Origin of the sequence: Helicobacter sp. WB40 (assembly GCF_027859275.1) — a bacterium.
GTDB classification, from domain to species: Bacteria; Campylobacterota; Campylobacteria; order Campylobacterales; family Helicobacteraceae; genus Helicobacter_D; species Helicobacter_D ibis.
Window position 1 is genome coordinate 1 of record NZ_JAQHXS010000016.1, and the last position, 12,048, is coordinate 12,048.

Sequence of the window (12,048 nt, forward strand, 5' to 3'; positions counted from 1 at the left end):
TTTATGTATTTAAAGAATGAAAGTAGACCTTGTTGGATAAATTGCAATGGAGTTAGCATACGAGATATTATGAAATACATAATAATAACATTTAAAACTATTATAATTGACACTATTGTTGCTTGTTTCCAAGCTATTTCAACGACTGGTTTGTTTATTACAGCTAAAGATTCCCCAACACAAGAAGTATTTAAACCTGTTTTTGCACAGACTACATATCTTTCATCACCAGCCACATTTGTATAATAAAATGGTTCATAATCTTTATGATTTCTAGAACCTTCAAATATCATCTTTAAATTTTGCAGTTCATCATTATTTGGATTCAACAATTTGTGATCACTAGATACAAATACTGTACCATTTTCATCAAAAGAAAAAATTCTACCAGGTAATTCATCAAACATGGTTTGTAACTTAGATGTTAAAACATCAAAAGCCAAAACACCCACTAAAATACCATTTTTATAAATAGCCATAGAATAAGTGAAGGTAGGCAATCCTGTTGCTTGATCCATATAAGGTTCGGATACATATATGCCTTGGGTTTTTAATGCACCTTTATACCATACTCTTGTTCTAGCATCATAGTTTTGTTTTTCGCCATATAAAATATAGTCGCTACCTTCTTTATCGGAATCGCTATTGCTAACAACTATATTTCCAGTGTGTGGATCTGCTATATAGGCACTCAAGTAACCATGAGCTGCCCTAAATACAGAAACCATTGGTCCTACATTATCAAGCATTGTATCACTTTGCAATCGATTTATACTTAACTGAGAAACTTTCTTGGAAAATCTATCTAATGAGTCTATGTTGTTGCTTCTAAAAGATGTCAATGAAACTGAAGCCCCCCTTAAATAATTCATTTCTGCCGTAGAAACGCTACTAAATACTATGTTCTTAACAAAAATAAAAGTAATAACACCCAACAGGATAAGAGAAAATATTGTGATAAAATTGGAAATCAAAGACACTTTTAATTTTATACTATTCATAAACATGCTCCTAAGTATGTATCATCAAAATATTCACAACCAAAAAACGAGAGACTACATTGTATCTTTAAATTAATATAAAATGTATTAAATATATTATTTTTATCAAAATGTCCAATTTTGTGCCAATTTTAGAATATCATTTGCACCTTTTGTTATAAAGTATTGTGCCAACTTGCTACCCAAACTTTCAGAATCTTGTAAATTTAAAACAATATCACTCATATTATGTTTAATGATTTTATTTCCATTTGGTAACCCAAGTATTGCCTCAATATACATATTATGTTCATTTAATTTTGCATTCACGCCTATTGGTACTTGACAACCACCATTTAACTCTCTAATAAATGCCCTCTCTGCACTAGTTTCAAACAAAGAATTTCTATCATTTAAAAAATCCAACAAGTGTAGCACTTGGCTGTCTAGCCTACATTCTATTCCCAAAGCTGCCTGTCCCATAGCTGGTATAAAATCTAATTGCTTTATTATAGGTACTTCTGTGATATTTAGCCTATTTACACCAGCTTGAGCTAAAATTATTGCATCAAAATCGCCATCTTTTAGTCGTTTTAATCTAGTTTGCACATTTCCTCTTAGGCTTATGCAGTCTATATCTTTTCTCAAACAATGAATCTGCATGATGCGTCTTAGAGATGTCGTCCCAACTTTAGCACCGCTTGGTAACTCCATTATGTCTTTATACTTGAAACTCAAAAAGCTATCTCTTATATCTTCTCTTTTTGTAATAGCACCTAAACCAAGATTTGATTCAAACTCTACTGGAACATCTTTTAGACTATGAACAGCTAAATCTATTTCACCATTTAGAAGCAACACTTCTAACTCTTTTGTAAAAAGTCCTTTGCCACCTATCTTGGATAATGGAGTATCAAGTATCTTGTCACCCTTAGTTTTTACAATTTGTAGTTCTACATTCATGTGTGGATATTTAGCTATTAACGAATCTTTTATGAAATTTGCTTGCCAAAGTGCCAATAAACTACCTCTAGTTCCTATTACAATCTTATTCATATTTGTCCTTTGAAATGACTTCTACATCGATAATATCATTTGAATCTTTGAAGTTTTTATTTTTATCTAGCTTTATAAATGGTTTTAGCATAAAAAACCCAACACTACCAAACTGCATAACAATCCCTAGAATATCAGTAAAACCACCCGGCAAAATCAACAAAATAGCACCCAAGATTCTAAAAATATTAGAACCTATAAAAGCTTCTTGCGTGATTTCTCTATCTCTTAGTTTTATTAGTGCTTCTACAAAAAAAATTCTAAAGTTTATAATTATCAAAAACCCAACAAAAGCGGTTACTATAATTTCTAAAACAAAACCAAATACGCCGATAATTTCTATTATTTCATAGCTAACTAAAACTTCAATGAATAGATAAATAAAAACAAAAATTAAAGGCATTTTTTTACTTCATGTAAAAGGTTGTCTATTTTACTTAGTTCATATTCTTGTTTTTGCAGATTCTCCCTGCATACTAACTCTACTTTTCCTTCAATAGCACCTTTCCCAACGATAATAGCATAAGGGAATCCAACAAGTTCAAAATCAGCTATCTTTGCTCCAAATCTTTCATTTCTATCATCAACTATACATTCAACCCCTAATTCTAACAATTTAGAATATAGGTCTTCACCTATATTTCGTTGATTTTCATCTTTAATATTCGAGATTATTATATCAACCATAAATGGTGCTGTATTCTTTGTCCATTTTATGCCTACTTCATCGTGGTGTTGCTCTATTATAGCTGCAATTAGTCTTGAGATTCCTATGCCATAGCAACCCATTATATAAGGTTTTGTTTTCCCGTTTTCATCTAGGAATGTCGCACTCATTGCTTTTGAATACTTATCTCCAAGCTGAAATATATGCCCAACTTCTATGCCTTTTGTAAAATACAACTTACCACCATCGCATCTAGGGCAAACATTGCCTTCTTTTACCTCTAATAAATCTTTAAATTCTAGGTCTTCAAAAAGATTTAGATCAACACCCACAAAATGATAATCAAGTTCATTTGCACCACATATCATATTTTTAGCACCATTTAGTTCATTATCAAAGTAGATATGCTTAGAGTTTGTAATATTTCTTAATGCATAAGGCCCTATAAATCCAGCAAACAGCCCAAGCTTTGATATTTCTTCTTCACTAACATCACACAATTCATTTGCACCAGTTGCATTTAATGCCTTTGTTTCGTTTAAGCTATCACTCCCTCTAAGGAAGAAGAATACATATTCACTAACCTCATTATCAAATAATGCCTTTTTTACAACAGCTTTAATAGTCCAATAAGAATCTATTTTAAAAAACTCACATAAAGATTCTATTGTCTTTGTATTTGGGGTATGGAATTTAGCAAAATTGGCTTCTGGTGCTTGTGAATTTGGTGCTTTTGGTTTTCTTGTAGCAATTTCCAAATTAGCCCCATAAGAGCAAGAATCGCATACACAAATTGTATCTTCTCCACTATTGGCTAAAACCATAAACTCCTTGCTTCCGCTCCCACCAATAGCCCCACTATCAGCCTCTACAACTCTAAAATCAAGCCCTAAATCTCTAAAAATATCACTATAAATTTGCTCCATTTTGTCAAATTCTTCTTTTAAAGATTCATAAGAACTATGAAAACTATATCCGTCTTTCATTATAAATTCCCTAGCCCTCATAAGCCCAAATCGTGGTCGAATCTCATCTCTAAATTTTGTTTGAATCTGATATAGGTGTATTGGAAGTTGCTTATAACTTTTTATGTAATTTTTTGTTAGGTCTGTTATTGTCTCTTCATGTGTAGGCCCAAAGACAAAGTCATTATCTTTTCTATCTTTTAACCTTAAGAGTTCTTTCCCATATCTTTCATATCTACCACTCTCCCTCCAAAGAGATGCAGGAGTAATACACCCAAGCAATACTTCATTTGCACCAGCTTTATCCATGTGATATTTAGTAATGTCAGATATTTTTTGTAACACTATTTTTCCTAATGGCAAAAAGCTATAAATCCCGCTACCGCTTTGTGAGATAAGTCCTGCTCTAATTAGATATTCATGACTTTTTAATGCAACATCTCTTGGAGTTTCTTTTAGTGTATGAATAAAAAATTTTGAAAATCTCATCTAAATCTCCTACTTTTTAGAATCTGTTGCATATTCACATTTATATTGTTCTGTCATTTTTATATCATTATCATCAAACAAAAACTGCAAAGATTCAATTATCATATCTCCTTTTTGTGTGTTTGAGACTGATTTTAGATTCATAGTCAAATCATGCAAAAACACATTAAAAGCATTGTGCAATGTCTTTTCTATATTTTTTTCATATTCTTTTGGTAGATAGCCTTTTTGAATCCCTTTTTGCAATTCTTTTAGGCTAGAATCTTTTGCTTTTTGTCTTATTAATTTTATTAATGGTTCTACACTAAGAGTGCTAATCCAAGAAAAAAATTCCTCCGTATATCTTCCAACTATCCCATAAGCAACTCTTGCTTGTTCTTCTCTTAGTGCAAGGTTTTTTTGAACTATATCTTGCAAATCATCAACTGCATATATCTTAATATTTGAATCATCGATACAATCAATATCTCTAGGTACTGCTAAATCAAACCAATATCTAGTAAAATCACATGGAGAGATTAAATCTTTTGTTATTATACTATGAGGAGCACCAGTAGCGGTAAATACCAATGATATTGAGTTTATAAGTCTTCCGATTTCTTTGAAGCTCTCAACTTTTATTCTTGCATTTTGATTGTTCTGCATAATTTCATCATGAATCTTTTGCGCATTTTGTATTTCTCTATTTATTAGAACTATATTTGCGTGTGCATTTACTAAATGCTTAACACACAAAGAACTCATCTCTCCAGCACCAATAACTAGCGTATCTATGCTATCTAAACTCCCTAGCACATCTTTTGCTTGGGCGACTGCAGCTCCTGCAACTGACACAGAATTTTTAGAAATATTTGTAGAGTTTCGAACTGATGATGCACATTTAAAAGCATAATGAATTGCACGAGAGAGATTTAGCTTACAACAGCCAATGTCATATGAAAATTTAAAGGCACTCTTTAACTGACCGCTTATTTGTGTCTCTCCAATAACTAAGCTATCAAGTGAGCTTGCAACGCTAAAGAGATGATGTATTGCTGATATATCAGTGTAGAAGTCTGCTCTTTGTTTTAGCTCATCTAAATGTATTTTAGATTCATCGCTTAACTTTTGAAGAATATATCCTTCTGCTTTTTCATTATTATTGACATATGTGATAAATTCGATTCTATTACATGTCGAAAGAATGATTGCTTCATCGATAAATTTATTACCAACTAAAGAAGTTAGAAAGTCTTTTGTTTTTTGCTCTTTTAAATCAAATGCTAGTTTTTCTCGTAAGCATAAATCCGTGTTTTTATGCGTATAGCTTAAAATATAATAACTCATTGCTGCTAAAAATCCCTACAAATCATGTTTTCCATTATTTCTATAAGTTTATCACAAGATTGATTGATTATTGCTTCAATCCCATCTTGTGCTAATTTCTGTGCTAAAGTATGTGATTTTTTAATCGCACCACTTGAGTGCAGATTCTCCACAATCCAAGATTGCTCATCATCGCTTAATTTTCTACCAAAGCATTCTAAAAGCCTATCTTTTCCGCCTTTATCCAAGTGGTGATATAGATATATGTAAGGAAGTGTGCTTTTTCCTTCTTTAAAATCACTCAAAGATGGTTTACCAAGTGTGCTTGAAGTCTGCGTAATATCCAAAATATCATCAATAATTTGAAATGCTAAACCAAGATTTCTGCCATAAAGCCCAAAAGATTCTGAATCTTTATTTGCCAAAATAGCAGCACTTTTTGCAGTTGCTTCAATTAATGATGCAGTCTTTAGCTCTATCATATCTAGATATCTTGATTCATTACTATTAAACTCATCACTCATCTTTACATCTAAAATCTCACCAATAGATAATTGAACTACAGAATTAGAAATTATTTGTGCAATCTCGCTATTGCCAAATTTACTAAGCTCAAAAAACGCTTTAGAATAAAACACATCTCCAAGCATAATTGCATGTTTGTCTCCAAATGTCGCATTAATTGAAGGCTTATTTCGCCTTATCTTGGCATTATCAATTACATCATCATGAAACAATGAAGCACTCTGAATCATCTCAATAATGGCACATAACAAAATACTATCTTCACTAATTCCTGCTATGTTTAATGCAAGTTTGCTTCGTAGCATTTTACCACTTTGTAAATTTTGTATCATTTCTAGCACATAAGGGGAGTTAAGCTCTTTTAAGAAACACATAATCTTATTGCTAATTTGATCCAAAGCCTCCATTTTTCTCCTTTCTCTCATCAATTACATTAAAATCCCGCCTTCCATCATATATGTAATACTTCAAAGTAGCTACTTTTGTTTTTCTATTGTAGTCTTTAAAACACAACATAAAAAATGGTCCCTCGCTATAATTTTTCTGCTCTTCTTTAAATAAAGGCACTTTATAGCAATTCCTTTGATAATCCCTATACAAGATAAATTGGTGTGGAAAATAATCATAATTTAAATGCATAACAAGCCCATTATTCTTTAATAAAGTCCAACGAAAATATAAAGTCTTTTGACTTTCGTTTGCTTGGAGAGTTACAATATAAAACTCATCTTTATTTAAGTCTAAAAACTTCTCACTCTTCCAATCAGGCGGTGCATATAAAGGCGATATTAAACAAATAGCCAAAAAAAACCAAGAGATTCTACTCATTTTGGCTTAATATTTTACCCATAGAATCTATTGCGATATTTTGAGTATATCTATGAATCTCTTCTGAAGATTCTTCGCTATTTACTATGTAGTTTAGCTCTTCTTCCCATGATTCTCCAAGTCTTTTTTCTAAGAGTATCTCTAAAGTTGCTAATCTTTCTAAGATTCTATGCAATTCTTTGCTTGATAGTGTTCTTGAAGCATTAAAAATAATGTCCAACCACTTATCTTGTGGTAATCCTTCAAAAATATGATCCATACTAATCCTTTTTATGTAATCTAGCTAAAATAGCATTTTTATGTGCATCTAGCCCCTCATTTTTAGCTAGTATAGCACACTTATCTCCAAGCTCTAAAATGCCTTGATGTGAAAATGAAATAATAGAGCTTTTTTTCAAAAAATTCTCAACACTTAATGGAGAGAAAAATCTTGCACTACCACCTGTTGGTAGAGTGTGATTTGGTCCTGCTATATAGTCTCCTATAGGTTCTGGCGTGTTTTCCCCTAAAAATATAGCACCTGCATGTTTTATCTCGCTTAGAATCTCTAGTGGATTTTCTGCTAAAATTTCCAAGTGTTCTGGTGCTATTTCATTCATAAGGCTTATTGCTTCTTTTAGATTTTGAGCGATTATTATAGCTCCTCTGTTGTTGATTGATTGTTCTGCTATATGCTTTTTTGGTAAATTTTGCAAGTTACTTTCTATAAGCTTTGATACTTCATGTGCCAAAGGTTCGTTTGTAGTTACTAAAATAGAACTTGCCATTTCATCATGCTCTGCTTGTGAGAGTAAATCTAATGCTACATATTCTGTGTTAAACTCTCCATCTGCTAGGATTCCTATTTCACTTGGTCCTGCTATCATATCAATATTTACTTCACCAAATACGAGCTTTTTGGCAATAGCTACATATATATTTCCAGGACCTGTTATTACATCGACTTTGTCTAAAAAATTAGCTCCATATGCCATTGTTGCAATTGCAGTTGCACCACCTATTTTATAAGCATGCTTGATATTACAAATATGCATTGCTGCTAAAAGAAGAGGATTTACTTTATTTTCTGGTGCTGGAGTGCACACGATTATATCTTCTACACCTGCAACTATTGCTGGAATCGCATTCATAAGTAGTGAGCTAGGATATGCTGCCTTTCCTCCCGGGATATACAATCCTGCTTTTTGTATTGGGCTAACTTTTTGACCTAGAATATTTCCATTATCTTCAAATGTAAGCCAAGTTTTTGGCATTTGCTTAGAGTGGAAATTATAGATTCGATTATATGCTACATGCAGTGCTTCTTTAAGAGTGGAATCTAGATTCTCATAGGCTTCTTTCATTGAAAGTGTAGGGATAATAAAATCATTTTCGCAAGTTGGATTCCAAAGGTCAAACTTCGATATTTGTTCTTTTATTGCTAAAAATCCGCTATTTTTGACAGAATCTAGGATTTCTTTTACCTTTGGTTCTAGGTTTGTTATATCTAGTTTTGCTCTTTGTAAAATCTCTGCAAAACCTATCTTAAAATTAGAATCTTTTGAGTTTAAAATCAGCATATAATATCCTTAAAATAAACATTGTAGCCTTTTGTAGTTTAATTTTTGCTATACTTAGTTTTATTTTTTAGAGGATTTTTTATGTCAGCTTTTGAAACAATTATCGGTCTTGAAGTGCATGTCCAACTAAATACCAAAACCAAAATTTTCTGCTCTTGTGCTACTAGCTTTGGAGAAGAGCCTAATAAAAATGTATGTCCTACATGTCTAGGCTTACCCGGAGCCCTGCCAGTGCTTAATAAAGAAGTAGTAAAAAAGGCTATTTCTTTTGGCACAGCAATTAATGCAAAAATTAATCAAAATTCTATCTTTGCTAGAAAAAACTACTTTTACCCAGATTTGCCAAAGGCGTATCAAATCAGTCAATTTGAGATTCCAATAGTTGGCAGAGGCGAGATAGAAATAGAAGTGAATGGAGAGAAAAAAATAATCGGCGTAACTAGAGCCCACATGGAAGAAGATGCAGGAAAGAATATCCATGAAGATAGCTATTCTAAAGTAGATTTAAATCGTGCTTGCACTCCACTTTTAGAGATTGTAAGTGAGCCTGATATGAAAAGTAGCGATGAGGCTATTGCGTATCTTAAGAAGCTTCACTCGATTGTTAGATTCTTAGGCATTAGTGATGCAAACATGCAAGAAGGCAGCTTTAGATGTGATGCAAATGTATCTATCCGTCCTAAAGGAGATTCTAAGCTTTATACTAGAGTAGAGATTAAGAATCTAAATTCCTTTAAATTTATCCAAAAAGCCATAGAATACGAGGTTGAGCGACAGATTGAAGCTTGGGAAGATGGTAAATATGAAGATGAAGTTGTGCAAGAGACAAGGCTTTTTGATACAAACAAAGGTACCACAAGATCTATGAGAGGCAAAGAAGAAGCAGCAGATTATCGCTATTTCCCAGATCCTGATTTATTGCCTGTTTTTATTGATGAAGAGCTAATGAATGAAGGCAAAAAGATCCCAGAAATGCCAGATGAAAAAAGAGCAAGATATGTAAAAGATTTTGGCATCAAAGAAGCTGATGCAATCGTACTTACAAGTGAGCTTGAAATGGCACTTTATTTTGAAGATATGCTAGAAAAAGGAGCAAGTGCTAAAGGATCTGTAACTTGGCTAACAACAGAGCTTTTAGGGAGGTTAAAGGGGGATAATACATTGCAGACTTGTGGGATAGATTCTGGCACTCTAGCAACTTTGGTCAAACGCATAGATGAAGGAAAAGTAAGTGGCAAAAGTGCTAAAGAAATCCTTGATATCTTAGTTGAGAAAAAAGGTGGAGATGTAGATAACCTAATAGATTCTATGGGCTTGGCACAAGTCAATGATGATGGAGCAATTTTAAGTGCTATAGAATCTGTGTTAAACGCAAATGAAGATAAGGTAGCAGAGTATAAAAGTGGCAAAGATAAACTTTTTGGATTTTTTGTAGGGCAAGTGATGAAAAACTCCAAAGGTGCAAATCCAGCAAGAGTAAATGAGTTATTAAAGGATAAGCTAAGATAGATTTGTAGTAATAAATGTTTTGTAGCAATCAAATTGATATATGAAATCATACATATGTCAAAATGTAGCTATAAGCGAGATTCTCACAGAGAAGATGAGAACAAAAACTAGAGCATTAGAATTAGATACTGATATTGTAATTTTTAATAAAAACAATCAAAAATCATCTAGAATGATAGGTAATCGTATGTTTTAACTACAAAATGAATAAATTTTAGTATTCTATAATTAGAATAGCATGTATTTTAATCGAGTGACAAGTGTTTATTGTATTAAAGTTTTAAAAACTGGAATAATTCATCGAGATTGTTATATTTTGGTTTGTACTATGCTCAAATGTAAATGATATAGTTAAAGCATAAAAGTGAAAACAGCACAATTAAAATGCAATCAAACATTAATAAAAACAGATATCAACCAACACTTAGAATATTACATAAAGATAAAGAACACAATTGAGCTTTAATAGTTATTGTCAAACAAAATAACTCTATACAATGACATAGTTTTTGTACTTATGATACTTTTATGTATAGCTTCATATATCAATAAACTTCTAGCATAATGCATAACATACAAGCATTATCAAGAGAATCCATATCTGCATTTGTAATACATATAACTTATAACCATGCTACAAAAATATTTGGAACAAAATTTATACTTCTGTCAAATAATGTAGATGTAAAAGCTGACTTCACAATACCTATGAATTCAAAATAATAAAAACAAGATATAGTACTTACTGTACCATACATATTTATGTAGCAAAATCAGGAAAATAATTTTTACATATTTTAATTGTCTATAATATTGGTTTAAATACAATTTCTGCTCGTAAATAAATATGGGAGAATCAAGTGTTTAAAAATATGAATATTGGTATGAAGCTAGTAACATCTGTTGCAGTTAGTATACTTGTTATGATTGTAATATTGGCATATATTATATCTCTTAAGATTGAAAGCAGTATAGATGCTAGCGTTAGAGTTACAATGCAAGAAGCAACTAATAGATATGCAAATTTTATACAAGGTTCATTAAATGAAACAATAGCTTTAACAAAGGCAGTATCTAGAACAATAAATTCTACAATAAAAGATAAGGGCAATATTAGCGTAAGTGAATTAGAAATTTTGCTTAAAAATAGTTTTGATGGCTCTGCTTATGCGGACTATGCTTTCTTTTCATTAAATGACAAAAATATTATATCTAGCTACAATATTGATAGTCGTTATTTGAGTGAGAGTGGAAATTTTGGTGTTATTTTGGTTGATAAGGATCTGATGAATGCAGGAGGTTTGGAAGTTTTGCAGTTTAAAGATAGCTTTAGACAATCACCTATAATATCTGAAATAGAAAAAAGTGCTAAAAATGGGGATTTAAACACTGTGTATGTTGGTGAACCAAATGAGCTTGATTTTGGCAATGGAAAATTTTTGGGGCTAAACATCGCTATGCCTATATTTGATAAAAATCAAAATTATATAGGTGTTGTCGGCTTTACATTTAATTTGATTGTTTTTGGAGATTTACTCCAAGATCCTTCTCTTGATTTGTATAAAGGTAATACTAGAGCATTAATTAGCGATTCTGGCATAATTACATTGCATTCTAATCCAAAGTTGATACTCAAACCTTATTCACAAGGCAGAACACATGAATCTGCAAGAATTATAGATGAAGCTGTTAAAAATAATAAGAATATTATTCTAGATAATTATGTATCAAGCGCTGGCATACAAGGCTTTGTTAGTATTTCATCTTTTGCGACTATAGGGAATTCAAGCAGATGGTCTATATTGCTTACTGCACCTAGTAAATCAGTATTTGAACCATTAAGGGAGGTTCAAACTACAATTGTTATTGTTTCCGCAGTTTTATTGGTGGTTATTTTATTTATGGTATATATGATTATAAATATGATTGTAGGCTCCAGAATCCCATTGCTGTTGAATTCGCTTGAGACATTCTTTAGATTCTTGAATCATGAAAAGGTAGATCCTAAGCCATTAAAAATAAGAGCAAATGACGAAATAGGTAAAATGGGCACAATGATTAATGGCAATGTAGAAAAAATAAAAGCATCTCTAATCCAAGATCAAAAAGCAATAGCTCAATCTGCAGAAACAGCAAAAGCAATAGAAAGTGGTGATCTAACAGCA

12 protein-coding genes and 1 pseudogene are annotated in these 12,048 nt (G+C 31.9%); 4 read left to right on the forward strand and 9 right to left on the reverse strand.

All coding sequences use genetic code 11. From position 1 onward, the window contains the following. The 9 genes from PF022_RS08615 to hisD all read right to left on the reverse strand — a co-directional run. Positions 1-749 (reverse strand): PDC sensor domain-containing protein (locus PF022_RS08615; RefSeq protein ID WP_271022046.1); only part of this gene is annotated, 749 nt, incomplete at its 3' end. A gap of 357 nt (positions 750-1,106) precedes the next feature. After that, on the reverse strand, positions 1,107-2,036 hold the full coding sequence (gene hemC / locus PF022_RS08620; protein ID WP_271022047.1) for a hydroxymethylbilane synthase: 930 nt from the start codon (positions 2,034-2,036) through the stop codon (positions 1,107-1,109). Continuing rightward, positions 2,029-2,439 carry an FxsA family protein gene (locus PF022_RS08625; RefSeq protein ID WP_271022048.1) on the reverse strand — a complete coding sequence of 137 codons (411 nt, stop codon included), beginning with the start codon at positions 2,437-2,439 and terminating at the stop codon, positions 2,029-2,031. Before PF022_RS08625 ends, hemC begins: the two co-directional genes overlap by 8 nt. Next, a complete protein-coding gene (locus PF022_RS08630; RefSeq protein ID WP_271022049.1) occupies positions 2,430-4,157 on the reverse strand; it encodes a proline--tRNA ligase in 1,728 nt (575 codons plus the stop codon). Before PF022_RS08630 ends, PF022_RS08625 begins: the two co-directional genes overlap by 10 nt. Positions 4,158-4,166: 9 nt before the next feature. Next, positions 4,167-5,483, reverse strand: coding sequence for a glutamyl-tRNA reductase (gene hemA, locus PF022_RS08635; protein ID WP_271023553.1), 1,317 nt, complete (start codon positions 5,481-5,483; stop codon positions 4,167-4,169). A 5-nt stretch (positions 5,484-5,488) separates the two neighbouring features. Further along, complete coding sequence (locus PF022_RS08640; protein ID WP_271023555.1) at positions 5,489-6,394, reverse strand: polyprenyl synthetase family protein; 906 nt, start codon at positions 6,392-6,394, stop codon at positions 5,489-5,491. Further along, positions 6,372-6,791, reverse strand: coding sequence for a hypothetical protein (locus PF022_RS08645; protein ID WP_271023556.1), 420 nt, complete (start codon positions 6,789-6,791; stop codon positions 6,372-6,374). Before PF022_RS08645 ends, PF022_RS08640 begins: the two co-directional genes overlap by 23 nt. Before the next feature lie 16 nt (positions 6,792-6,807). Then, positions 6,808-7,074 carry a DUF2018 family protein gene (locus tag PF022_RS08650; protein ID WP_271022053.1) on the reverse strand — a complete coding sequence of 89 codons (267 nt, stop codon included), beginning with the start codon at positions 7,072-7,074 and terminating at the stop codon, positions 6,808-6,810. A gap of 1 nt (position 7,075) precedes the next feature. After that, the gene (gene hisD / locus PF022_RS08655; protein WP_271022054.1) at positions 7,076-8,374 is read right to left on the reverse strand and encodes a histidinol dehydrogenase; all 1,299 of its coding nucleotides are present in this window, start codon (positions 8,372-8,374) and stop codon (positions 7,076-7,078) included. Positions 8,375-8,455: 81 nt separating this feature from the next. On the opposite strand from hisD, the gene gatB reads away from it, so the two are divergent. The 4 genes and pseudogenes from gatB to PF022_RS08675 all read left to right on the forward strand — a co-directional run. Then, positions 8,456-9,883: an Asp-tRNA(Asn)/Glu-tRNA(Gln) amidotransferase subunit GatB gene (gatB, locus tag PF022_RS08660; protein WP_271023557.1), complete on the forward strand. Its 1,428-nt coding sequence runs from the start codon at positions 8,456-8,458 to the stop codon at positions 9,881-9,883. Between the two features lie 40 nt (positions 9,884-9,923). Continuing rightward, positions 9,924-10,079: a hypothetical protein gene (locus PF022_RS08665; protein WP_271022056.1), complete on the forward strand. Its 156-nt coding sequence runs from the start codon at positions 9,924-9,926 to the stop codon at positions 10,077-10,079. 368 nt (positions 10,080-10,447) lie between these two features. Continuing rightward, positions 10,448-10,606, forward strand: a complete 159-nt coding sequence (locus PF022_RS08670) for a hypothetical protein (RefSeq protein ID WP_271023559.1) — start codon at positions 10,448-10,450, stop codon at positions 10,604-10,606. 137 nt (positions 10,607-10,743) lie between these two features. After that, positions 10,744-12,048: pseudogene (locus tag PF022_RS08675) on the forward strand (methyl-accepting chemotaxis protein); the annotation flags it as partial.

Bases quoted from the DNA above. Each gene is read 5' to 3' on its own strand.
- gatB (WP_271023557.1), top strand. From the start codon at position 8,456: ATGTCAGCTTTTGAAACAATTATCGGTCTTGAAGTGCATGTCCAACTA.
- hemC (WP_271022047.1), bottom strand. From the start codon at position 2,036: ATGAATAAGATTGTAATAGGAACTAGAGGTAGTTTATTGGCACTTTGG.
- PF022_RS08625 (WP_271022048.1), bottom strand. From the start codon at position 2,439: ATGCCTTTAATTTTTGTTTTTATTTATCTATTCATTGAAGTTTTAGTT.
- PF022_RS08650 (WP_271022053.1), bottom strand. From the start codon at position 7,074: ATGGATCATATTTTTGAAGGATTACCACAAGATAAGTGGTTGGACATT.
- hisD (WP_271022054.1), bottom strand. From the start codon at position 8,374: ATGCTGATTTTAAACTCAAAAGATTCTAATTTTAAGATAGGTTTTGCA.
- PF022_RS08630 (WP_271022049.1), bottom strand. From the start codon at position 4,157: ATGAGATTTTCAAAATTTTTTATTCATACACTAAAAGAAACTCCAAGA.
- hemA (WP_271023553.1), bottom strand. From the start codon at position 5,483: ATGAGTTATTATATTTTAAGCTATACGCATAAAAACACGGATTTATGC.
- PF022_RS08665 (WP_271022056.1), top strand. From the start codon at position 9,924: ATGAAATCATACATATGTCAAAATGTAGCTATAAGCGAGATTCTCACA.
- PF022_RS08640 (WP_271023555.1), bottom strand. From the start codon at position 6,394: ATGGAGGCTTTGGATCAAATTAGCAATAAGATTATGTGTTTCTTAAAA.
- PF022_RS08670 (WP_271023559.1), top strand. From the start codon at position 10,448: ATGCATAACATACAAGCATTATCAAGAGAATCCATATCTGCATTTGTA.